The organism is Segatella copri, assembly GCF_026015465.1.
Classification (GTDB): Bacteria; Bacteroidota; Bacteroidia; order Bacteroidales; family Bacteroidaceae; genus Prevotella; species Prevotella copri_E.
The window spans coordinates 1,368,849-1,392,160 of record NZ_JAPDUQ010000001.1; the positions used below are offsets into that span (position 1 = coordinate 1,368,849).

Annotated in this window: 18 protein-coding genes; 13 read left to right on the forward strand and 5 right to left on the reverse strand. The window is 44.6% G+C overall.

Annotation, left to right across the window (positions count from 1 at the left end; translation table 11 throughout):
* Window positions 1–97 precede the first annotated feature (97 nt).
* The 9 genes from ONT08_RS05755 to ONT08_RS05795 all read left to right on the forward strand — a co-directional run bounded on the left by ONT08_RS05755 (window position 98) and on the right by ONT08_RS05795 (window position 11,752).
* Window positions 98–1,093 carry an NAD-dependent epimerase/dehydratase family protein gene (locus ONT08_RS05755; protein ID WP_117693260.1) on the forward strand — a complete coding sequence of 332 codons (996 nt, stop codon included), beginning with the start codon at window positions 98–100 and terminating at the stop codon, window positions 1,091–1,093.
* Between the two features lie 140 nt (window positions 1,094–1,233).
* Entirely contained in the window at window positions 1,234–2,175 is a 942-nt protein-coding gene (locus ONT08_RS05760) for a phosphatase PAP2 family protein (RefSeq protein ID WP_264959573.1), read from the forward strand.
* A 53-nt stretch (window positions 2,176–2,228) separates the two neighbouring features.
* The gene (miaB, locus tag ONT08_RS05765; RefSeq protein ID WP_006848118.1) at window positions 2,229–3,563 is read left to right on the forward strand and encodes a tRNA (N6-isopentenyl adenosine(37)-C2)-methylthiotransferase MiaB; all 1,335 of its coding nucleotides are present in this window, start codon (window positions 2,229–2,231) and stop codon (window positions 3,561–3,563) included.
* Between the two features lie 124 nt (window positions 3,564–3,687).
* Window positions 3,688–5,541 carry an ABC transporter ATP-binding protein gene (locus tag ONT08_RS05770; RefSeq protein ID WP_264959455.1) on the forward strand — a complete coding sequence of 618 codons (1,854 nt, stop codon included), beginning with the start codon at window positions 3,688–3,690 and terminating at the stop codon, window positions 5,539–5,541.
* Between the two features lie 34 nt (window positions 5,542–5,575).
* The gene (locus ONT08_RS05775) at window positions 5,576–6,502 is read left to right on the forward strand and encodes a lysophospholipid acyltransferase family protein (RefSeq protein WP_264959456.1); all 927 of its coding nucleotides are present in this window, start codon (window positions 5,576–5,578) and stop codon (window positions 6,500–6,502) included.
* The gene (locus tag ONT08_RS05780) at window positions 6,499–7,557 is read left to right on the forward strand and encodes a CDP-glycerol glycerophosphotransferase family protein (RefSeq protein ID WP_264959457.1); all 1,059 of its coding nucleotides are present in this window, start codon (window positions 6,499–6,501) and stop codon (window positions 7,555–7,557) included. The genes ONT08_RS05775 and ONT08_RS05780 overlap by 4 nt, the downstream gene beginning before the upstream one ends.
* A 4-nt stretch (window positions 7,558–7,561) precedes the next feature.
* On the forward strand, window positions 7,562–8,635 hold the full coding sequence (locus ONT08_RS05785; RefSeq protein ID WP_117728787.1) for a pyridoxal-phosphate-dependent aminotransferase family protein: 1,074 nt from the start codon (window positions 7,562–7,564) through the stop codon (window positions 8,633–8,635).
* 57 nt (window positions 8,636–8,692) lie between these two features.
* Window positions 8,693–10,039, forward strand: a complete 1,347-nt coding sequence (locus ONT08_RS05790) for a Gfo/Idh/MocA family oxidoreductase (RefSeq protein ID WP_264959458.1) — start codon at window positions 8,693–8,695, stop codon at window positions 10,037–10,039.
* Between the two features lie 147 nt (window positions 10,040–10,186).
* Window positions 10,187–11,752 carry a DUF6056 family protein gene (locus tag ONT08_RS05795; protein ID WP_153114358.1) on the forward strand — a complete coding sequence of 522 codons (1,566 nt, stop codon included), beginning with the start codon at window positions 10,187–10,189 and terminating at the stop codon, window positions 11,750–11,752.
* Window positions 11,753–11,805: 53 nt separating this feature from the next.
* Here the strand turns inward: ONT08_RS05795 and ONT08_RS05800 are convergent, their stop codons facing one another.
* Genes ONT08_RS05800 through ONT08_RS05815 form a run of 4 tightly spaced genes read right to left on the reverse strand, consistent with a single transcriptional unit; the run spans window position 11,806 to window position 16,119 of the window.
* Window positions 11,806–12,606 carry a glycosyltransferase family 2 protein gene (locus tag ONT08_RS05800; RefSeq protein WP_264959459.1) on the reverse strand — a complete coding sequence of 267 codons (801 nt, stop codon included), beginning with the start codon at window positions 12,604–12,606 and terminating at the stop codon, window positions 11,806–11,808.
* Between the two features lie 11 nt (window positions 12,607–12,617).
* Window positions 12,618–13,406, reverse strand: a complete 789-nt coding sequence (locus tag ONT08_RS05805; RefSeq protein WP_233400031.1) for a glycosyltransferase family 2 protein — start codon at window positions 13,404–13,406, stop codon at window positions 12,618–12,620.
* A complete protein-coding gene (locus tag ONT08_RS05810; RefSeq protein ID WP_264959460.1) occupies window positions 13,403–14,176 on the reverse strand; it encodes a lipopolysaccharide kinase InaA family protein in 774 nt (257 codons plus the stop codon). The genes ONT08_RS05805 and ONT08_RS05810 overlap by 4 nt, the downstream gene beginning before the upstream one ends.
* Window positions 14,173–16,119 (reverse strand): RNA-binding domain-containing protein, encoded by a 1,947-nt coding sequence (locus ONT08_RS05815; RefSeq protein ID WP_264959461.1) that lies wholly within the window; start codon window positions 16,117–16,119, stop codon window positions 14,173–14,175. The genes ONT08_RS05810 and ONT08_RS05815 overlap by 4 nt, the downstream gene beginning before the upstream one ends.
* Window positions 16,120–16,335: 216 nt before the next feature.
* On the opposite strand from ONT08_RS05815, the gene ONT08_RS05820 reads away from it, so the two are divergent.
* The 3 genes from ONT08_RS05820 to ONT08_RS05830 all read left to right on the forward strand — a co-directional run bounded on the left by ONT08_RS05820 (window position 16,336) and on the right by ONT08_RS05830 (window position 20,059).
* Window positions 16,336–17,322, forward strand: coding sequence for a glycosyltransferase family 90 protein (locus ONT08_RS05820; RefSeq protein WP_264959462.1), 987 nt, complete (start codon window positions 16,336–16,338; stop codon window positions 17,320–17,322).
* A 61-nt stretch (window positions 17,323–17,383) separates the two neighbouring features.
* Window positions 17,384–17,593 (forward strand): hypothetical protein, encoded by a 210-nt coding sequence (locus ONT08_RS05825; protein ID WP_147379996.1) that lies wholly within the window; start codon window positions 17,384–17,386, stop codon window positions 17,591–17,593.
* Window positions 17,594–18,760: 1,167 nt separating this feature from the next.
* Entirely contained in the window at window positions 18,761–20,059 is a 1,299-nt protein-coding gene (locus tag ONT08_RS05830) for a hypothetical protein (RefSeq protein ID WP_264959463.1), read from the forward strand.
* Window positions 20,060–20,147: 88 nt separating this feature from the next.
* Here the strand turns inward: ONT08_RS05830 and ONT08_RS05835 are convergent, their stop codons facing one another.
* Window positions 20,148–21,293, reverse strand: coding sequence for an AAA family ATPase (locus ONT08_RS05835; protein ID WP_118064696.1), 1,146 nt, complete (start codon window positions 21,291–21,293; stop codon window positions 20,148–20,150).
* Between the two features lie 277 nt (window positions 21,294–21,570).
* Between ONT08_RS05835 and ONT08_RS05840 the strand changes: the two genes are divergently transcribed.
* A complete protein-coding gene (locus tag ONT08_RS05840) occupies window positions 21,571–23,127 on the forward strand; it encodes an IS1182 family transposase (protein WP_118200255.1) in 1,557 nt (518 codons plus the stop codon).
* Window positions 23,128–23,312 lie beyond the last annotated feature (185 nt).

Sequence of the window (23,312 nt, forward strand, 5' to 3'; positions counted from 1 at the left end):
AAACGAAAGAATTTAAAATAATTTTAGCATAACATGGCGGATAACTCATGAAAAAATAGTATCTTTGCAGCCAAAATTGCAATTTTATAAATAATTAATGAAGATTCTAGTAACGGGTGCGTCGGGCTTTATCGGCAGCTACATCGTGGAAGAGGCCTTAAGACAGGGCATGGAAACCTGGGCGGCAGTACGCCCTACCAGTTCCAGAAAGTATCTGCAAGACGAGCGCATCCATTTTATCAATCTCAATCTTTCTTCAGAGGAAGAGTTGGAGAAAGAACTCGCCCCGCACGAGTTCGACTATATAGTGCATGCAGCCGGCGCAACGAAGTGCCTGCATGCAGAGGACTTTTATAAGGTAAACACAGAGGGAACCAAGCATCTGGTGAACGTCCTTCTGCGCCTCCAGATGCCTATCAGGCGATTTGTCTTTGTCAGTTCGCTCAGCATCTTTGGAGCCATCCGCGAAGAGCAGCCTTATCAGGAAATCTCAGAACATGATACTCCTAAGCCAAATACTGCATACGGAAAGAGTAAGCTGGAGGCAGAACGCTATCTGGACAGCATCGGCAATAACTTCCCTTATATCATCCTCCGCCCTACAGGAGTTTATGGTCCTAGGGAGAAAGATTATTTTCTCATGGCGCAGAGCATCAAGCAACATGTTGACTTTGCTGTAGGATTCAAGCGTCAGGACATCACTTTTGTATATGTACAGGACGTGGTACAGGCTGTATTCCTGGCTCTGGATCATGGAATGAACGGCAGGAAATACTTCCTCAGCGATGGAGAAGTATATCAGTCAGCTGCCTTCAGCGACCTGATAAAAAAGGAGTTAGGCAATCCTTGGATGCTACGCATCAAGGCACCTGTCTGGGTGTTGCGCATCGTAACCTTCTTCGGAGAGTATCTCGGAAGGATGACGGGCAAGATGTCGGCCCTGAACAATGATAAGTACAACATTCTGAAACAGCGCAACTGGAGATGTGATATTGAGCCAGCCATGGATGAACTGGGCTATCATCCTCATTATCCACTGGAAAGAGGTGTGAAGCTCGCCATCAAGTGGTACAAGGATAACGGATGGCTGTAAACTAGTTAATAGTTGATAGTTGATAACGGCTACACCGTATAGCGAGATTGCCCTATAAACTGTAAACTATAAATTATAAACTAATAAGAAGCGTGATAAAAGATTATTTCAAGATAGACAAGAACCCGAAGAAGGGACTGATGACACTGGAATGGGTCATGCTGGGATATATGGCAATCACCATTATCACCATGCTCTTTACCTATACCAAACTCGTAAACCCGGAAGCTATGCTTTGGGGACGACTGAGAGTGCTCGTCATGACCATCGCTCTTTGGGCAGTATACCGCATGATACCTTGCCGCATCACCAAGATGGTGCGCATCATTGCCCAGATGGCTTTGCTTGCCTGGTGGTATCCCGACACCTACGAAATCAACCGCATGTTCCCAAATCTCGACCATATCTTTGCAGGTTGGGAGCAGGATCTTTTCGGCTGTCAACCCGCCCTGCTCTTTGCCAAAGCCCTGCCTTGGGCTGTAGTAAGCGAACTGATGTCGATGGGCTACTTTATGTATTATCCGATGATTGCATTGGTTTCATTCTATTATTTCTTCTGCAGATATTATGAGGCTGAAAGAGCTGCATTCGTCATGCTCACCAGTTTCTTTATCTACTATCTCATCTACATCTATGTACCGGTAGCGGGTCCGACCTTCTACTTTGATGCAGTAGGGATATCAGAAATAACCAAAGGCATCTTCCCGGCTTTGGGCGATTACTTCAATACCCATACCAACTGCCTGCCGACACCGGGCTACACCGATGGAATCTTCTACCAGCTTGTAGAAGACGCCAAGAACGCCGGCGAGCGTCCTACAGCCGCTTTCCCAAGTTCGCATGTGGGCGTGAGCACCATCTGCATGCTCCTGGTCTGGCATGCCGGCAACAGAAAAATGCTATACGTGATGCTGCCATTCTACATCTTCCTGTGTCTGGCTACCGTATATATTCAGGCGCATTATCTCATCGATGCCATCGCCGGCCTCATCTCTGCCGTCGTCATCTATTTTGTATTGATGGCAGTATCGAAGGGAATGATAGAGCATCATACTCCTTCTTCGCGACTGAGATTCAGATAGTTATATATTTTAATTACAATAACATTATAAACGAATAGAATTCATCTAGAACAATGAAGAAACTATTTATTGAGACTTATGGCTGCCAGATGAACGTGGCAGACAGTGAGGTAGTTGCCTCTGTGATGCAGATGGCTGGCTACGAAATTTGTGAGAAAGAAGAAGAGGCTGATGCCATCTTCCTGAACACCTGCAGTATCCGCGAGAATGCAGAGAACAAGATTTATCATCGCCTCGACACCCTGCATGCAGAGCAGAAAAAGGGAAGAAAGGTGATTCTCGGCGTTTTGGGCTGTATGGCAGAGCGCGTGAAGGATGACCTCATCCAGAACCACTATGCCAATCTCGTTTGCGGACCAGACAGCTATCTCAACCTGCCGGATATGATTGCGCAGTGCGAGATGGGAACCAACGCCATCAACATCGAACTCTCTAAGACCGAGACTTACCGTGACATCGTACCTCAGCGCATCGGTGGCAACAGAGTGAGCGGTTTCGTAAGCATCATGCGTGGTTGCAACAACTTCTGCCACTACTGCATCGTGCCTTATACCCGTGGACGTGAACGCAGCCGCGATGCTGAGAGCATCCTGCGTGAGGTTCGCGATTTGCAGCAGCGTGGCTTCAAGGAAGTTACCCTGCTGGGACAGAATGTAAACAGTTATGGTCTCTCGCCATCGGGCAAGCGCGAGGAAGGCAGTCTTTCCTTTGCCGAGCTCCTCCACATGGTAGCCCAGGCTGTACCGGATATGCGAGTGCGCTTCACCACCTCTAACCCAGAGGATATGACCGAGGACATCCTCCACGCCATTGCCGAAGAGCCAAACCTCTGCAAGCACATCCACTTCCCTGCACAGAGCGGAAGCAACAAGATTTTGAAGCTGATGAACCGCAAATACACCCGTGAGGAGTATCTGCAGCGCATCGCCGATATCAAGCGCATCATTCCAGGCTGCGGCATCACCACCGACATCTTCGTGGGTTATCACGACGAGACCGAGGAAGACCATCAGGAAACCCTCTCTCTGGTAAAGGAAGTAGGCTTCGACAGCGCCTTCATGTTCAAGTATTCAGAGCGCCCGGGCACCTACGCAGCCAAGCACCTGCCAGACAACGTTTCTGAGGAAACCAAGATAGCCCGCCTCAACGAACTTATCAAGTTGCAAACCGAGGTGAGCGCCGAACAGAACAAGAAGGATGAGGGCAAGGTATTCACCATCCTCATCGAGAACTTCAGCAAGCGTAGCCGCGAGCAGATGATGGGTCGAACAGAACAGAACAAGGCGGTTGTCATCGATAAGGGCAACCACCACATCGGAGAGTTCGTGAAGGTTCGCATCACCGGTTCTACCTCTGCTACTCTCTTCGGAGAAGAAGTAAAGGAGTAAACCCCAACTCTTCAGAACAGCTTTTTCTGAATAAAAAGACTCTTCTGAAAGAAAAAACAGAATATAAACAAGAAAAACCGCCAAAAGTTTGGCGGTTTTCTTAAAAAGCACTATATTTGCACCTATGAAGGAATTCTTGCAAATTTTACGCCGATTCGTCCCTCCATACAAAAAGTATCTGGGACTGTCTATCCTGTTCAATATCCTGTCTGCGGTATTGAACATCTTTTCGTTTGCAGCCTTGATACCAATCCTGCAAATCCTGTTCAAAGTAGATGGTGGTATCCGTGTCAACGAGTATATGCACTGGAATGGAGATTGGGGTAGCATCAAGGAGGTTGCAACCAATAACCTGTATTATTATATTCAGGAGTTTATTGTTGTACATAGTGCATCAACAGCCCTTTTGGTCATCGGCATATTCCTAGCCTTCATGACATTCCTCAAGACGGGAGCCTATTTCCTCTCGTCAGCCACCATCATACCTATTCGTACAGGTATCGTAAGAGACATCCGCAACCAGATTTACCAGAAGATAAACAGTCTCTCGCTCGGTTTCTTCAGCGAGGAGCGCAAGGGAGATATCATTGCCCGCATGAGCGGTGATGTGCAGGAAGTGGAGAACAGCATCATGTCGTCGCTCGACATGCTCTTCAAGAACCCTATCCTGATTCTCTTCTATTTCGTTACGCTGATCTGCATCAGTTGGCAGCTCACCCTCTTCACCATTCTCTTTGTACCACCTTTCGGCTGGTTCATGGGAGTAGTGGGCAAGAAACTGAAGGCACACAGTATCGAGGCACAGGCACTTTGGAGCGACACGATGAGTATGGTAGAAGAAACCCTGGGCGGCTTGCGCATCATCAAGGCGTTCTGTGCAGAAGAAAAGATGAACAAGCGTTTCAATCAGGTTAACAGCAGCTACCGCGACAACATCATGCGCGTAAATATCCGCCAGCAGATGGCACACCCGATGAGTGAGTTCCTGGGAACCATCCTCATCGTAGTGGTATTGTGGTTTGGCGGTATCCAGGTTCTGGATTACGGCAGAATCGACGGTCCTACCATCATCTTCTATCTCGTGATGCTCTACAGCATCATCAACCCGCTGAAGGAATTCTCCAAGGCGAGTTACAATATCCCAAAGGGATTGGCAAGTATGGAGCGTATCAACAAGATTCTGCAGGCTGAGGTGGAAATCAAGGACAAGGAAACCCCTGAGCATATCAGCAGTTTCGAACATCAGATAGAGTTCCGCCACGTTTCCTTCGCCTATACCGACCGAAAGAGCGCAGAACTGGTATATGTATTAAAGGATATCAACCTCGTGATACCAAAAGGCAAGACCGTGGCTCTCGTTGGTCAGAGCGGTAGCGGTAAGAGTACGATGGTAGATTTGATTCCTCGTTACTATGATGTACAGGAAGGCGAGGTGCTGATTGACGGCATTAATGTGAAAGACCTTGCCGTACATGACCTTCGCATGCTGATAGGAAATGTAAACCAGGAGGCTATTCTCTTCAATGCAAGCTTCAAGGACAACATCCGATTCGGCAAGACCGATGCTACGGATGAAGAAATAGCCAATGCAACTAAGATAGCCAATGCTTACGAGTTTATTACCAAGTCGGAGCATGGTTTCGATACAAATATCGGAGACCGAGGCGGCAGACTTTCCGGTGGCCAGCGCCAGCGTGTCAGCATCGCCCGTGCCATCCTCAAGAATCCTCCTATCCTCATCCTCGATGAGGCAACATCAGCCCTCGATACCGAGAGCGAGCGCCTGGTTCAGGATGCCTTGGAGAAACTGATGAAAACCCGTACCACCGTGGCTGTGGCTCACCGATTGAGTACCATCAAGCATGCCGATGAAATCTGCGTATTGCACGAGGGTAAGATTGTGGAGCGCGGTACTCATGAGGAACTGATTGAAAAAGAAGGATATTACAAGAAGTTGCATGATATGCAGCAGGTGTAATTGAGTAAATAGTTAATAATTTATAGTTTTACAGATGGTTAAGATTGTTTATGCATTCTTTTATGCAATATCGCTGCTGCCTTTCAGGCTGCTCTATTGCATTGCCGACTTCGAGTACTTCATGATGTATTACGTCATCAAGTACCGCAGAGGCATTGTGCGTAAGAATCTCATCACCTCCTTCCCTGAGAAATCAGAAGAAGAGATTGTTGACATCGAGAAGAAATTCTACCGCTGGTTCAGCGATTACTTCTTCGAGGCAGTTAAACTTCTGAGCATCAGCGATAAGGAACTTCGCCGCCGATTCAAGGTATATAACAGCGAAGAAGTGGAACAATGTTTCCAGGAAGGTCAGGATGTGGCAGCCATCCTCGGTCATTACTGCAACTGGGAGTGGCTCTCATGTGTAGGCATCAAACTGCCTAAAACCCGCATCATAGGCCTCATCTATCATCCTCTGCGTAACCAAGCCTTCGATGAACTCTTCAAGCGCATCCGCTCTCATGAAGAAAACGGAGTGCCTGTCCCAAAGAAGGACATCCTCCGCTATCTCGTAGACTACAAACGCAAGAACATCCGCAGCATCTTCGGCTACATCAGCGACCAGGGTCCCAAGTGGGAAAACATCCACCTGTGGCTTCCTTTCCTCAACCATCCCGAAACCCCAGTGTTTACGGGTGGCGAGAGAATCATGAGGAAGATGAACGATGCCGTGTTCTATGTAGAGATGTCGCGCCCGAAGCGAGGCTACTATACAGCCACTTACAAGCTCATCACCCGCAATCCAAACTCTCTGCCAGAGCACGAGATTACCCGTCGCTTCTTCCAGATGCTGGAAGAAACCATTCGTCAGAATCCACCTTATTATTTATGGACGCATAACAGATGGAAGCGAACCCGGGAGGAGTTTGACAAGCGATATGAAATTAAAAACGGTAAAGTAATTCCTATAGAATCATGAGAATAGTTCTTTTCTGTGAAAACAAGTATGCCATAGACATACTTAATCCGATACAAGAACATGTGACAAAGCAACATTTGCCACACGAAATATTGTGGTATATCCACAAACCAAAGATAGACAGTTTTCCATACGCCAACCAGGTGAAATGGACCAACTCTATTCAAGAAGTCTATGACTTCCAGCCAGAGGCTATCTATGTGCCAGGCAACATTGTGCCTTACTATCTGCCAGGCGTCAAGATACAGGTATTCCACGGCTATGCCGCAGAGAAGAAAGACCACTGGATTATCCGCCGTTACTTTGACACCTATTTCACCCAAGGTCCTTACTTCACTTCCCACTTCGAGGCTCTGGCCAAGAGATATGGAGATTTCGAAGTATTGGAAACGGGATGGCCTAAGCAGGATTGGATCAAGGAAAACCTGCATAAATATGATGCCGACAGAGAGAAACTGCTCAGGGAAAGCGGCAAGGAGGCCCTGATTCTTTACGCTCCTACCTTCTCGCCAAAACTCACTTCGCTTCCTTATATCAAGGAAGAGCTAGGAAAGCTGGCTAAGGAGCGCAAAGCCCTGGTAGTAATGAAGTTCCATCCGCTTACCCGTCAGGAATGGGTAGATGAATACCGTGAATGGGCTGCAACCAAGAAGGATGTTCTCTACATTGACAAGGGAGAGAACGTAACCAAATATCAGCTGATGGCAGATACGCTCATCAGCGATACCTCTTCTACCATCTATGAGTTCCTGCTGCTCTCTCGCCCAGTAATCACCCTCGGCACCATATCCAAGGATATCTACTGGGAGAACATCACGGAACCAGGTCAGCTGATTGACGCCTACGACCATGCCCTCACAGACCCTGAGGCGATAGCCAAGAGACAGTGGATAGTAGACAACTACGATCCATATCTGGACGGCAACGTATGCCAGCGCATGCTCGACGGAGCAGAAGACTACCTCCGTCGCCATGGTGTACCAAAGAAGAGAAAGCTGAATCTCTGGCGTAAATATACCAGCATCAAGACATTTGGAAGAATCAAAAAAGAATAAAGATATGCTTAATTTTACAGTAGGACCTGTGATGGCAAGCGATGAGGTTAGAGCCATCGGTGCTGAGCAAGTGCCTTATTTCAGAACAGCAGAGTTCTCCGCTATCATGAAGGAGAACGAACAATTGATGAAGCAGTTTGCCAAGGCATCAGACGATGCCCGCACAGTTTTTATCACAGGTTCGGGCACAGCCTCTATGGAAGCCGTGGTCATGAATGTATTCACTCCTGCCGACAAAGTACTGGTAGTGAATGGCGGTAGCTTTGGTCACCGATTCGTACAACTCTGTGAAATTCATGAGATTCCACATACAGAAATCAAGCTTGAGATGGGGACTCCACTCACGGCAGAAGATCTCAAGCCATACGAGGGACAAGGCTACACCGGCTTCCTCGTCAATCTACATGAGACTTCTACCGGCGTACTCTACGACATCCAGATGATCAGCGACTTCTGTCATCGCAACCATATTTTCCTGGCCGTAGATTCCATCAGTTCTTTCCTCGCGGATCCATTCAACATGAAGGAACTCGGCGTGAACGTAATGATTACGGGTTCACAGAAGGCACTGGCATGTCCTCCAGGCATCTCTGTCATCATTCTCGATACAGAGGCAATCAAGCGAGTAGAGGCAAACAATGTTAAGTCGATGTATTTCGACCTGAAGGATGCCTTGAAGAATGGTGAGCGTGGACAGACTCCTTTCACCCCAGCCGTAGGAACCTTACTGCAGATTCATGCCCGCCTGAAGGAGATAGAGCGCAATGGCGGTGTAGAGAGCGAGAACCAGCGCATGAAAATGCTTGCAGAAGATTTCAGAAGCAAGATCAAGGACCTGCCATTCACCATCGTTTCCCAATCGATGTCAAATGCCGTTACTCCTCTGCATCCACAGAACGCCTCAGCCTACGACATTTTCCTGAAACTGAAAGACGAATATGGCATCTGGGTATGTCCTAATGGTGGCGACATGGCAGAAAAGATATTCCGTGTAGGTCATCTCGGCAACCTGAGTCCAAAAGACAACACCACTCTCGTTGATGCACTGAAGGATATGCAGGCTAAGGGACTGCTATAAAGGGGCTGCTATAATATATATAATAAGGTATAGAGAACTTTCAAGATAGAGAAACTTATGGTTAAAGTCATCACATATGGTACTTACGACCTGCTTCATTATGGTCACATCCGCCTCCTGGAACGCGCCAAAGCTTTGGGCGACTACCTCATCGTGGGCGTAACCTCGGATACCTTCGACCGTGAGCGTGGCAAAATCAATGTACAACAATCCCTCATGGAACGAGTGGAAGCCGTGCGTGCCACTGGCATTGCCGATGAAATCATCATCGAGGAATACGAGGGACAAAAGATTGACGACATCAAGCGACTGGACGTAGATATCTTTACCGTAGGTTCTGACTGGAGAGGCAAGTTTGACTATCTCAACGCCTATTGCAAGGTGGTTTATCTAGACCGCACTCAGGGCGTATCGAGCACGGAGATCAGAAGCGAGCAGCAGGTGGTTCGCCTCGGACTGATTGGCGAATCGCCTATCCTCAACAAGATAGAGCGGGAAAGCCAATTTGTCAATGGATTGGAGGCAGGAAAGGTTTTCTCCCTCAACGACCAATATCTCTCAGAGAATCTGCAGGCAGCGGAAAAGCAGGCAGCCAGTTTTCAGGAACTCCTGGATGAAAGCGATGCGCTCTATGTTATCTCTGCCCCAAGCAAGCACTATGCTCAAATAAAGGAGGCATTAGAAGCTGGCAAACACGTATTGTGCGAATCGCCTATCACTCTTCAGCCTCAGCAATGGAAAGAACTCAAGAAAATAGCAAAAGATAAGAAGGTAGTCTTGATGGATTCTATCAAGACCGCCTATTCCGTAGCCTATTACCGACTCTTACTCTTGGCTAAGGGCGGTATCATCGGTGATATCATGTCGGTGGATGCAACCTGCACCAGTCTCGTAGACTTTGACCCGACCCAGGATTCACAGAAGAGTCTTTACGAATGGAACAGTATCTGCGCCTGGGGACCGACGGCACTCCTGCCTATCTTCCAGCTTCTGGGCACAGAATACAGCAGCAAACAGATAGCCACTCACTTCCTGGACGAGGCAAAACGCTATGATGCCTTTACCAAGATATCCTTCCTCTATCCTCATGCCGTAGCTTCGCTGAAGGTTGGTCAAGGCGTGAAGTCGGAAGGCGAATTGATTATCTCGGGCACCAAGGGATACATCTACGTACCAGCCCCATGGTGGAAGACCGATTACTTCGAGGTGAGATACGAGAATCCGCAGAACAACAAGCGCTACTTCTACCAGCTGGATGGAGAAGGGTTGCGCTATATGCTCCTCTCCTTCCTCAAAGCCATCCGCACCGGCAAGGACTTCTCGTATGTATCCGATGACATATCAGAAGAAATCGTCAAGACTATCGCCAATTTCGAGGCAAGAAAAGACATGGTCATCATATAGATTCGTCTACATGACGTCCATTTCCTTTCTTGAAAGCTTTTTCCTTTTAGTCTTAACGGCATTTATATAATTTAACAACTATTAGTGCAAGAAAGCACAAGTTTCTCTGTTATTATACATATAAAAATAAGCAAAAACAATAATACGATGAATCAGAAATTGTTAAAAAGCCATACGATATTGGCGATTTGTATTCTAATCTTATCCATCATCCCTGTTGTGGCAATAGGTCCCTATCTCCATCAGTTTGCAGATGACTATGTATTCGGAGCTCCTGTCTACAAGGCTTGGACTGCCACCCATTCATTTGGGGCATGTATTCAGGCGGCCTGGGCTGAATCCATGCATATCTACCAGACATGGCAGGGTACCTATTCGGCATGTTTCCTGATGGCATTACAACCTGGAATTTTTGGCAAATACTGGCTTGTACCGATTATTCTATTGGGAAGTCTAATTCTTTCCACCTATACACTGGGATACACAATATTACGCAGATTGCTACATATCAGCAAATTGGAATACACTTTCATTTCTACTCTATTTGTATTAATGACCGTACAGTTCGTATGGTCGTTCTACGATGCATTCTGCTGGTATAACGGAGCGATGTACTATACCTTATATTATAGTATTTCTTTGTTTCTTGCCTCCCTACTCATCGAATTCCATCTTACAAAATCTATCATAGCGAAAATCATCATCACGCTGGTTTCCGCAGCACTCGCCATATTCATTGCCGGCGGCAACTTTGTTACCGGTCTGGGTATGCCAGCCATTCTCTTTATGGCAATCGTATGGATGTGGGTGGAGAGGAAGAAGACTCCTTTCTTCTTGCTTTCTATCCTTATCATTTATGCCTGCGCTTTTGCTTTCAGTGTATTTGCACCAGGCAATACTGTCCGCCAATCCACAGTCACCAGTCAACCGAATGTGGTTTCAGCCTTCTTTATTGCGATAGCAAAGGGCATAGAATTTCTCGCTGATGCCATTAAAATCACAGAAATACTCATGTTTACCATTCTCATACCTTTTCTTGCAAGATTAGCCAAGGCATCCCACTTTAGGTTTTCTCATCCATGGCTTTATCTGCTCATCTCTTTCCTACTCTATTGCGCCTTCTTTTTTCCAAACAGCTATGCCATGGGAACCAAAGGAGCAGACAGAACACAGAATGTATACTTCTATGTGCATCTGTGGATGATTTGCTTCAATATCTACTATCTTTCTGGTGCTCTTCAGCGCAGAGCGGCTGATCTGGAACCAATAAGCGTTGCTATTGTAAACTTGAAAGAGGCAATCAGACTGAAATATAATAAATACTTCAGATGGCTACCGGTATATTACTGGCTTGTGTTGGTACTTTCTATCACAGCAAAGCCAACTACTACCAACAGAACACTCTCCTTGCTGCGTAGAGGAACAGCACAGAAGTTTGATCTAGAAATGCAGCAGCGCGAAATTGCCGTAAAGCAAAGCAAGGCAGATCATCTGGTATTAAATCCGCTTACCGTAAAGATGCCATCCGATGCCTTCCATGATATCACTATTTATCCAGGTTATTGGATTAACCGAGGTATGGCAAACTATTATGGCAAGAAAACGGTAGTAGCATTACCTTTCGATGATGGCGAAGAAACGCCAGCCAAGTTGTTAAAACGCTGCCGTGATGAAGTAGGTCCAGGCGGAATGACCTTTATCGAAGGAAAATAAATCAGAAATAACAATACCATTCATTAAACAAAAAAGGTAAGTAGCCAAAACTGCTACTTACCTTTTTTATGTTTCAAGCGATCTTCTATAATCTTGCTGACAGCAACAAACTGATAGATGCCTTCATAGCAGGCACATACAAATCCTTCCTTACCATCACGGAAGCCACCCTTCTGAATATAAGCACGGAAGAAACGCACCAACGGACGATAGAACAAAGCTGCCATTCCATAATTGCGATCTTTCTTCTTTTCTATCTCGTTAGCTGTATACTGGTTGATTTTCCCCATTCTGCTGGCAATGCTGTCGTCTGCCAGATGAACCAAAGCCATATCTACATGGGTTGCTGGTATCTTTTCTATCCTGCCCTTGATAATAGGGTCGGCATGGATGACAGCAGGCCATACCGTATCCTTCCTGATAAAGAAACGCAACTGATAGTCGGGATAGAAACAATGCATGAATCTTCCCATAAAGCGACTCTTGCGTGGCACATACAATCCCAATGGAGCATTCTCCTTCCCTATTAGGGAATAAAGATATTGTTTCAGTGCTGGGGTGACCAGTTCATCTGCATCCACCACCAGTACCCATTTGCAGGAAGCTGCATCTATGGCTGTCTGTCTTGCCGGTTCACAAATCTGATAACTGCCTCTAGGGAAAACAACTATCTTGCAACCATTACGCTTTGCAATATCCAAGGTATCGTCGGTACTTTCCATGTCGCAGACAACCACCTCGTCAAAGCCCTTCACTGTATCCAGCACCTGCTGAAGATGGCAGGAGGCATTATAGGTATTAATAACCACCGAGATGCCATTTCCCTGCTCTTGTTCTACACTTGTCTTATCCATATATCTATGCTCTATAAATATTGATCGATACCATTTGTGCAACGAACCAAACGCTCCTTCTTCACCTGGTTCAAAACATTTTTATGCATGTTCTCTTGGGCTTTAGACGCCTCCTTGTGATAAAGATGGTACATGATTCCTCCCATCTTCAGCGCCTTCTTCCGAACGCCAGCAAAATGCAGGCGATAGGCAAACTCGGCATCCTCATGTCCCCATTCCAACAGATCCTCATTGTAACCATTTACCTTGATGGCATCCTCTTTCCAATAAGCCATGTTGCAACCTCTGAGATGGTCGATTCTACGGGCATAGCGAAAAGCCAGCAATCTGCGGAACACATGAGAACGGAAGCTGTTGCTTACATAACTGAAAGGCATGTTCCAAAGATTCACATTGACTACCTTTGTATCCAAAATTTTTTTGGAAATCTGGGCAGACAGCAGCACTCTACTTCCACAGACGAAACATCCTTTCTGAGCCATTTCTATATGGTCTTCTACAAAATGAGAACTCAAAACAACATCTCCATCAACTTGGATGATATAATCACCCGTAGCCTTTGCTATTGCCTTATTCAAAATGGAAGTTCTTCTGAATCCCTTATCTTCCTGCCAAACCCAAATTACCGGTACTGGCATTTTTTCAGCATAACGGTCTATCAGTTTTTTAGTCTCTTCGGTAGAACCATCGTCAGCAATAACAACTTCATCAGGCATAACATGCTGATGCAACACGCTATACAACACGAGTTCTAAGGCTTTAGGCCAATTGTAAGTCGTAATCAATAATGTTGTTTTCATAAACCTAACTTTCTGTGTTTAAAATAATGTAAGATACCTTTGCGATGTGCCCATCGCCAATCGTGTATCTTCTTTGCTCCTATTATTTTTTGTAATATTTTCTCATCCATTCCCCGCAGTTTCACATACTCTCGTGCCACACACTCGAAGACATCCATTCTTCCGGTAAACCTCGTCAGGTTTTCCACACATTCCTTCATCGGCGGATAGCCTGAGTAAAACCTCATACGATTGATATCGATAAGCGAGAACGTATAATGACCATCAGCCTGAAGCTGATACAGCACATTGCCGGCATTCAAGTCAATATCGATGATGCCTTTCTGGTGCAATCGATTCACAAAGTGCGCATAATCTGCCGCCATCACCCTGTTGAATTCCTCTGGGGAGTTCAACTGATCGTTGATAGGCATACTGTTATCAATATCAGAGACAAAGTAGCAATAGTCAATAAGTCCCTTTACCCTCGTTTCAATATATCCAAAGCCTTCGGGAGTGGCAAAGCCATCTGCCATCAGCCTAAGGGCATTCTCATAGGCACGGAAAGCCTTGGTAGAGCGGAAGAAGCTATATCCTATCTTCTGAATGAAATTAGGCTGCTTGTATCTCTTCACCACAACTTCTTTCTCTTTTCCATCAAACTTTACATGAAAAGCCTTGATAACATTTCGTCCTTCAAAGATACAACGTCCCTCCTGCTCGAATACATCTGGGATGCGTTCGATGAAACTTCTCATCTCTTCGTATTTTGGGTTTATCTTTATCTTCATTTCTTTATAGTACTTTTATATTTTTGCCTAGGATGGTTAGGAACACCAGGGAATAGCATTTCCAGGCTATTATCTTCTAACATCTTAGGAATTATAAAATTTCTTAAATAAATTTTATCTCGCCTTACAATTGCCGATAATTCATCTAAAGATAGCCACTCAGAACAAACAGAACAAATCAAAGTCTTTAAATTTTGATAAGACATTCTTTGTTTTACACGAGCACTTGCAATATTAGCCCCAGAACTTGCAATATTAGCCCCAGAGCTTGCAATATTAGCCCCAGAGCTTGCAATATTAGACTCGGAACTTGCAATATTAGCCCCAGAACTTGCAATATTAGACTCGGAACTTGCAATATTAGACTCGGAACTTGCAACCTTAGAGCCGGAACTTGCAACCTTAGAGCCGGAACTTGCAACCTTAGCATTCATAGGCAACCGATACTTGGTTCCTCTACCATATCCCTCTTGAACCAGCAATTTATGCTTACACATATCTTTCAACAAATCGGCAACTTCTGCCTTATGCTGGTTAAGGACAACCCTTAAGCTCTCATTTGTAATATATCCATCTGTACAAGTTGCATTAAGAGTCAACAGGCGTTCATGTCCCAAAGAAAAAACTTCTGTTCCAAATATCAGAACCAATCTTTCCTTTGTTCCTTCATCCATCATCGACTCCATCATCATTGTGAGTTCCACTAAGTCAGGCTGACTTAATGTTCTCAACATAGGTGCTCTCCAATTTGCAAATCGCCAACCAGCCAATATCTTATCAACTCCACTTCCCGCTTTTTCAGCAGAGCCAATCAACATAAACATCTTTTGAAGAGTCTTGTTGCGACATACGCTAGCACTTTCTCCATAATATTGCATTTTAGAAACCAACAGAGTTCCCGGGTTAGTAAAAACAATTTTATTGCTATACAATCGCACTACCATTGTTGCATTTTCCGAATAATCGGTATGAATACAAAAATTCACCAGAGCTTCGCGAACAGCCACATGCGCAGGAGTTTCATCACGACGAATATTGCCCTCCAAGATGAAAGGTTTTGGCAAGACCGCTGATAATCTTGGAAGAACACGAAGATAGAATTGGAATAAATTTGCCTCCCAAGTTCCATCAGGACAAATACGATTGGTCCATCGTATCTCAGGATTATCTGACAGCTTTTCTTGGTAATCAGGAAAGAAGTCGGGGCAACATTCATTATCAGTAATGGCATCTTCTTTACCAAACATCAAAACTCCTGCCACAGTAAAACCTTCTTCTTTCGTTCCACGATCAGTACGATAAGCACCTATCTTTTTAAGAAATTCAAAATCAGGCAAAACAGACCAAGGATGATCTGGCTTGGCTAACTTAAATAATTGCCGATATTGAGCAACAGACTCCATATCTAAATCATCCACTGAATAATTTCTCAAAATGCGGCTATCAGCGGGATTAGAAACATTCGCATCTGAAAACATACGCTGCACTTCTCGCTCCGTACATTTATAATCACCTTCATGATTGCGCTTAAAAGTACCATTATAGGGTTGAGACGTTCTATAAACAGGACGCTGTTCTCTAGATGCACGAGGAATAAAGAATAACATAAGTTTGTGACCATTGTAATCTTCTACAACGACATCTTCTGTTTTTAACAAATTACAACTAACCGTAGCTCGATTATTCACATTATTCCAAAAGTCCTTGGTATATTTCTCTATCTGTTCATCAGATAGATAATCTATATAGAACTTACCTTTTCTTTCTATAACTCCAAGCACGATAACTCCTCCTTCGCTATTAGCGAAGGCTGAATAGGTATCCCAAAAGCTACCAGGAAATCCACCGGCAGCACTTTTAAACTCCAAGTCATCACTCTCTACGCTATTCAAGAGTGAATCCAGATAATCCTCGAAGTTTAATCTATCACGTACTTCTAACATACAATTCTTTTATATTCTTTAACAAGATACCTTCCTAGTATCTCATAGGTTGCAAAGATACGAAAAACTATCAGAAACGCCAAATTTTAGGAAGATTATCTTTCTTCCTTCATTGATACTTGCTTTTTTTATCCATTTTCTTGCAAGATTAAAGTATATTTCGTATTTTTGTACCCAATAACATCATCATCGTTTTCATAAACAAAAAGAAATCCTATGAATATTCAAAAAATGAAATATAAATTCCATAGCGGAAAAAACAGCAAACCCTGGTATTACATCAAGGAATACGCTCGTCTGTATACACCTGCCTGCATCTTGATATGGAGGGGGCAGCATTTACTTGACAAAGCCAAGAAACGCAAAGACTACGATTATATCCTGAACCGAGTAAACTACTACAACAAGCTTACAGAAGATAATATCCTTCTCAACAAAGGTTTATGGGAAAAGAAAGCTGTTAAAGTTGCAGAACAGCCGATGACCCGCCAGAAGGTATATTATCTGGATACTTTGGAATATGCCCGCTGTTTTGACGGCAATAACAAATGGAATCTCCTCCCTGGTGACATCACGTATGTGGAAGATATTCCTACCATTGTAAAAAGCCGCCCAATTCATGGAGAAAACCAGAACTCCGTATTGCTCAAGATGGACAAGGTACGCCATTTCATCTTCGTGAAGGACAAGCTTTCATTTGCAGAAAAGAAAGACCAGGCTATCTTCAGAGGAAAAATAGCCTGCAAGGACATACGTGTGCAATTCGTAGAGAAGTTTTTCGGAAATCCTCGCTTCGATATCGGAACCATAGATCTGATTAAGCCAGAATGGAAGAGCGACAAGATTTCCATCTACGACCATCTGAAATACAAATACGTGATGGCGCTGGAGGGAAATGACGTGGCAAGCAATCTGAAATGGATTATGTCTTCCAATTCCATCGCCGTGATGCCTAAGCCATATTATGAAACTTGGTTTATGGAAGGAACTCTGAAGCCAGACTATCATTATATAGAAGTAAAGCCTGATTTCTCTGATCTTGAGGAAAAGATGGACTATTATACTGCTCATCCTGATGAAGCGCAAGCTATCATCAACCACGCTCACGAATATGTAGAGCAATTCAAGGATAAGCAGCGTGAGGATATCATCTCGCTGATGGTTCTGGATAAGTATTTTTCTCTGTTAAAATCTAAGGATTAATGTCTAGAAAGGATTCTATCAATTATGAAAGAACAATCCTGCCGATTATTCGATGGGCAGAATGATGACAGATAAGACGCCTAGACTATGGCATGTAGTAGGCAGCAATCTGAACTATGCCTTCATCATCAACAACGACACCATTCTGGAGAAGACTGCCGATGGTGCCCTGGATGTTTATGATGCCCACATGAATCCTGTAAAGAACTACCGTCTGCCAGCCAAGCAGTTCGACCAGACCATCAAACAGCTCAACAGGTTCTTTAAATAAGAAAAGGTAAATTCCCCAAAAGCCCCTTCCGCATCCCAGGTTTTCATATACCCAGAATACAGAAGGGGCTTTATCCTTTTATACTTCCTTCCACACTCTTCTCTTGAGCCGAATTACATTGGCAGTAATACCAAGGCGACATTTTTTTAGATGAAACCACCACTAAACAGCGGATTATAGATTTTTGAGAGCTTACAATATTAAGCCATGAACTTGCAACCTTAGAGCCTGAACTTGCAACCTTACGGAACAGAAGTTCACAATATCCTTCTGTTTTTTCGTCAATAGCACTCTTTTATAGTGTCATGGTCTTCGACTTAGTTACTTTCTCCTCTCCAAACCGTGACGACAAATTCCAGTGTTAACACACGGCATAATGACTGTTTTTTCTACACATCTGCTCTTTCTACTGCAAAAACAGTCGCAATTGCGACAATTTTTGCAGTACAAATGATAAAAGGCTAAGAAATTTACGTCAACTTCCACACTCTTCTCTTGAGCCACAACGCCAAAATGGGGTCACTCATTTCCAGATGCTTTGGAGCAGGTATTGCAATCAGATCTTTCACCATCAAGGACTTCTTGAGGCGGGTTACATTGGCTGCAGATACAGAACTTCTGCAAAGATAGCAAAAAAACAAATTAAACAAGGTTGTTTTAAACAAAGTTGTTTAAAACTAGCATTTTTATTACGAATTAACTAATAGTCAATGGATTACGGGTAAGACACCAAAGAATTTAACGGGGAGATTTTTAAAACACGGACAAATTGAATTTGTCCGGATGGTTGTCCGGCAGGCTTATAAGTACCAGAAAAACAATACGTTATGACGCTCCGGACATTTTGTCCGGACAAATTCAATTTGTCCGTGTTATTTTTTTATGAGAAAGGAAGAAGAAGAAAAAGGGGGTTACGGATTGAGACGAAAACCTGTTATCCGAGAAGCTATAACCTGGCACCCGAGAAACTATGATTTAGCACATAAGAACCTATGTTTTCCGCCCCACAAAACTATGACTTAGATTTTTTAACACAATTTGCTCCAAATGGCTGCTGAATTTCGGACCTTATCACACACTCAAATTTGGCGGTTACAGAAGATAGTCGTATTTTTGCCGCCGTTTACCGGATATTCCGACAAGCTAACTTTTAAACATTAAATAATTATGGAGAATGAAAATTTAAGAAACATAGAGAACCTTTTAGCCGCTAAGGCAAGTACACAGCCTCTTTACGAATTCCCAGTAGACCAGCTTCCACTCGGACTCCGCGACTCGCTCTCTGGCGTAGCCGCAGAGGCACGCGTGCCTGCCCTCTTCTCAGCTCTTCCTATTGCAGCAACTTATGCTGACCGTCTGAAGGCGAAGTATTGCGACGGCAGCGATACTCCGATGGCACTCATGTCTATCATCATCGGCGAGCAGGCATCGGGTAAGGGCGTATGCCGCCGCATCGAGAACATCTGGGCAAAGAAGATGGATAAGGACGATGAGAAACCTCGTGAGGATGAAGCCTGGTACCAGCAGCACAAGGGCAAGAAGGGTATAGTGGATCCAAAGCCTTGCATCCGTCACATTGGCGATACTATCTCGAAGTCGGCATTGATGCGTCGTCAGCTCTGTGCCGATGGCCACACCATGTATATGTTCAGCGAGGAGCTCGGTTCGATGAAGAGCGTATGGAAGGTGTTCGGCGACTACTTCCGTAAGGCGTTCGACCAGAGCGAGGTGGGTCAGGACTACATCACAGCCACCAGCGGCGTAACCCACGCCCAACTCAACTTCACCGGCTGCTGCACCCAGAACATCTTCCAGAAGTTCTTCACCGATGATAACATCGAGGACGGATCTTCTTCAAGAATGATGCTCGCCAAGATGCCCGATACCTCCTTCGCACCCCTCAGTCAGCACCACGGCTACACCGAAGAGGAGCAGGCCAACATCCTCAAGGCGGTAACTCTCCTTGAACGTAGTCACGGTGTGATGGAGCTGCCCCGTATGTGCGAGGAGTTCTGCCTGTGGCTCGAAGCGAAAAGACAGCTTGCCCTGGCGAATGCCGACCGTGTGATGGATGTGTATCGTCGCCGTTCTGCCGTCATCGGCTTCCGTTGTGGCGTCATCTTCCACATCCTGGAGCAGACCGGAGAGGAGACCGATGCCTGCATCCGTTTTGCCAAGGCTGTAGCCGACTATGTGCTCGCTATGCAGATGGAGATGTTTGGCTTGCGTCTCGACAAGCAGCAGCAGGACAACGAGGCTATCCCAGTCTATAAATCTCGTAACACCCTGCTCTTCGCCCAGCTCCCGGAGCAGTTCACTCTCTTCGATGCCAGCCGTGAGCGTGGCGACGGAGCCAGTCGTGAAACCATCCGTAAGATGATAAGCCGCTGGACCAAGCGTGGTCTCTGCAAGAAGCTGAAAGGTGGCGACACCGAGATCTGGCAGAAGCTTACCCTCTCGGCATAATGCATCTTGAATCTCCAGAAACTGTTAATCCCCCATCACGCAGCCATAGCGTGGTGGGGGATTACTGTTTATATAGTTTTTCTATATTTTATTGAGGTAAGATGTTGCAGTATTCTCGTTTGAACCACAGTTCGAAGACGGGGTCAACCATTTTGAAACCATCGCCCGATTTCTCTATGAAGTCTCTTTCTACAAGAGTCTTTTTGTTCTTGGTGATGGTCCGTGGAGCACCGAGTCCATATTCTGCTACTACCTGTTGGGCATTGAAATGAATCTCTCCCATGCAGACGGCACGCAGGAATGCTATCTGAGAGGCAGGCATACCATCAATATCGGTAATGAACATATCGGCATTGGTATCCAGAAGTTTGGCGAGTTGTGACTGATAGATTTCCTCTGTTACTTCTGTTGCTGTACGAGTCCAGATGAGAAAGCAGAATTGCTGCATGTACCAGGAGTGGCATTGCATGGCATTGCAGATTCGCTCTATCATATCATCGCTGATAGACTTGCCGTGATTGTAGAAACTGTCGTGAATAAAAGGTTTCCAGTATTCCTTGGCTATCTTCTTCAAGGTCATCATCTGTCCAAAACGATAGAATGGATTCTTCGAGTTGCCGAATATATCCATCATCATATGGCGTTTACTGCCATAGAGACAGTAGGTCGTACTGTGTTGTCCTTGCCACACCGAACGCATGGTTCCTTCCAGTCTCTTCCAGTCGGGCAGGTTTGCCAATTGTTGGAACTCATCAATACACACGATGACATGGATGCCTTTTGCCTTGGCAATCTTTTCTGGTAGATTGAGAATTTCCTCGGCACTTTCCTTCAAAGGTTTGAAGTTTAGATTTACTTCTACAGCATTCACCGGGTCGCTATTGATGGTAAGGCTTGGAGATATGGATTGGACGAACTTTACGATGTCGGCCCATCTCTTTTCCATCGTGGAAGAAACTCCTTGGAGTATTGCACTTGCAAACTTGTTGTAGAACTCTTCCTCGGAGAAAATCTTGAAGGCATCCAGATAGCATACTCTTATGTCCTTCTGCTCTTGCTTCAGCTCTTCCATTGCTGCTTTGACAAGTGAAGACTTGCCCCATCGTCTTGGAGAAATCAGCATCACGTTGATGCCTCCTCCAAGAAAAGTCTTGAGGTCTCTTCTATCTTCGATTCTATCTATGAAATATTCATTTTCTGCGATAGAACCATATTCAAATGGTATCTTGTTCATATGCTTAAAGTCTTGATTCTCTGCAAAGTTACAAAATTATACCCAAAGGTATTATACCCTAGGGTATAATTTATGAAACTTTATATTTTATCTCCATCAGAAACAGTTAATGAGGGTGTGTCATAAGTCTGTGACGCACCCCTTTTTATTTTTTGCCTTTTCACAGATACGAAATCTTTAAAAAACATTTTTATTTACAACAAAGCCCAAACTTTCACAAGCTCGGGCTTTGCCTTTCCGCAAAAGATTTGTATCTTTGCAGAAAACTTCTTTAAGTATGGCAAAGATACAAATAAAATCTGAAACTCGGCACGAATTGAGCTTTTTTCCTAACTCTTTCGATGATTATGTGCCAAAAGACAGCAAAGTTCGTATGGTGGATCGTATTGTTCGCAGTATGGACATCAACCCTCTCATGGATACCTATGATGGGATTGGTGCTCCTCCTTACAGTCCGAAGATGCTTCTAAGTTTAGTTGTTTTTGCCTATATCAATGGCGTTTATTCCTGTCGTGGCATAGCGGACGCACTTAAATACGATGTTCGCTATATGTGGATTTGTGGAGGTAAGCAATTATCTTTCGCAACAATCAACCGCTTTAGATCCAATCATATGATTAAATGCATCGACTTTTATTTTGATGCAGTCGTCTCCATATTGGTTGAAAAGGGCGTGATTAGTCTGGAGGAACAATATGTTGATGGCACTAAGATAGAGTCGAAAGCAAACAAGTACACGTTTGTATGGAAGAAGACTGTGGAAAAGAACAGGGCTAAGCTCTTGGAAAAGACCTCTGCTGCATTGGCTCAGATAAAAGAACAAATTCGCCTGAATGGCGGGAGTGACATTAAGGAAGAAGACAGCGAGCCAGCCACTTCCGCCAAGGATGTAGAGAGAAGTGCACGTTTGTGTGAGAGGCAAGCTAAGAACCTTCCTAAGGCAAAGCTTACAGGAAGAGAGAAGCAAAAGCTAAATACTCAGATAGATCACTTGTTCAAAGCCTCGGACAAACTGTGCGAGTATGAAAAATCACTGGATATACTGGGCGAGAGAAACAGTTACTCCAAGACTGATCCCGATGCGACCTTCATGCGCCTCAAGGAAGATGCCATGAACAATGGGCAGACAAAGCCTGCCTATAACCTTCAAATTGCGACAGAGAATCAATATTGGACGAATTTCGCCCTTTATCCCAATCCAACAGACACCCTGACCTTCAAGCCTTTTTTGGATAAGTACAAGAAAAGATATGGAAAGCAATCCAAGAGCGTCACCGCAGACTCAGGGTATGGCTCGGAGGAGAACTACGAGTACCTAGAGATGGAAGAAATGATGGGTTATGTAAAGTACAACTGGTTTCACAAGGAACAGCATAAGCCTTTCAAGGAGGATGCCTTCAACCAAGCGAACTTCTACTACAACAGGGATGATGACTATTATGTCTGCCCCATGGGACAACACATGGAACCTTGTGGACAACGGCAAACGAAAAGTGACTCCGGCTATGTGTCTGTCATTACATTATATAGAGCACAACGATGTGATGGATGTCCGCTTGGAAGTCTCTGCAAGAAATCCAAAGGCAACAGAACCATATATGTCAACCATAAACTGAATGCATATAAAAAGGAAGCCTTCCTGCTACTAACGTCTGAAGAGGGCTTGAAACACAGAAGCCAGCGACCGATAGAGCCGGAAGCTGTATTTGGGCAGATGAAGGCAGATATGCATTATAAGCGATTCAGGCATTTTGGAATGGACAAGGTTTACATGGATCTAGGATTGTTCGGAATGGGATTCAATTTGAAGAAATATTTGGGTATAAAACGATAAAACTCAATTTTGGTTGTTTTATCGTCAGGGATAACTATGCCCTTTTGTGGGCTTTGGGGCTGTTTTGTTATCGATAAAACAAGAAAAGTAAAGTTTCTATACAATATAATAAGATTCCCTTTGTGAAGAAAGACTACGATTCAACTAGAATATATAGAAACACACACAAAAAAAGGGTGCGTCAC

Excerpts from the sequence above, each read along its gene's own strand:
- ONT08_RS05755 (WP_117693260.1), top strand. The coding sequence starts at position 98 with ATGAAGATTCTAGTAACGGGTGCGTCGGGCTTTATCGGCAGCTACATC.
- ONT08_RS05760 (WP_264959573.1), top strand. The coding sequence starts at position 1,234 with ATGACACTGGAATGGGTCATGCTGGGATATATGGCAATCACCATTATC.
- miaB (WP_006848118.1), top strand. The coding sequence starts at position 2,229 with ATGAAGAAACTATTTATTGAGACTTATGGCTGCCAGATGAACGTGGCA.
- ONT08_RS05770 (WP_264959455.1), top strand. The coding sequence starts at position 3,688 with ATGAAGGAATTCTTGCAAATTTTACGCCGATTCGTCCCTCCATACAAA.
- ONT08_RS05775 (WP_264959456.1), top strand. The coding sequence starts at position 5,576 with ATGGTTAAGATTGTTTATGCATTCTTTTATGCAATATCGCTGCTGCCT.
- ONT08_RS05780 (WP_264959457.1), top strand. The coding sequence starts at position 6,499 with ATGAGAATAGTTCTTTTCTGTGAAAACAAGTATGCCATAGACATACTT.
- ONT08_RS05785 (WP_117728787.1), top strand. The coding sequence starts at position 7,562 with ATGCTTAATTTTACAGTAGGACCTGTGATGGCAAGCGATGAGGTTAGA.
- ONT08_RS05790 (WP_264959458.1), top strand. The coding sequence starts at position 8,693 with ATGGTTAAAGTCATCACATATGGTACTTACGACCTGCTTCATTATGGT.
- ONT08_RS05795 (WP_153114358.1), top strand. The coding sequence starts at position 10,187 with ATGAATCAGAAATTGTTAAAAAGCCATACGATATTGGCGATTTGTATT.
- ONT08_RS05800 (WP_264959459.1), bottom strand. The coding sequence starts at position 12,606 with ATGGATAAGACAAGTGTAGAACAAGAGCAGGGAAATGGCATCTCGGTG.
- ONT08_RS05805 (WP_233400031.1), bottom strand. The coding sequence starts at position 13,406 with ATGAAAACAACATTATTGATTACGACTTACAATTGGCCTAAAGCCTTA.
- ONT08_RS05810 (WP_264959460.1), bottom strand. The coding sequence starts at position 14,176 with ATGAAGATAAAGATAAACCCAAAATACGAAGAGATGAGAAGTTTCATC.
- ONT08_RS05815 (WP_264959461.1), bottom strand. The coding sequence starts at position 16,119 with ATGTTAGAAGTACGTGATAGATTAAACTTCGAGGATTATCTGGATTCA.
- ONT08_RS05820 (WP_264959462.1), top strand. The coding sequence starts at position 16,336 with ATGAATATTCAAAAAATGAAATATAAATTCCATAGCGGAAAAAACAGC.
- ONT08_RS05825 (WP_147379996.1), top strand. The coding sequence starts at position 17,384 with ATGATGACAGATAAGACGCCTAGACTATGGCATGTAGTAGGCAGCAAT.
- ONT08_RS05830 (WP_264959463.1), top strand. The coding sequence starts at position 18,761 with ATGGAGAATGAAAATTTAAGAAACATAGAGAACCTTTTAGCCGCTAAG.
- ONT08_RS05835 (WP_118064696.1), bottom strand. The coding sequence starts at position 21,293 with ATGAACAAGATACCATTTGAATATGGTTCTATCGCAGAAAATGAATAT.
- ONT08_RS05840 (WP_118200255.1), top strand. The coding sequence starts at position 21,571 with ATGGCAAAGATACAAATAAAATCTGAAACTCGGCACGAATTGAGCTTT.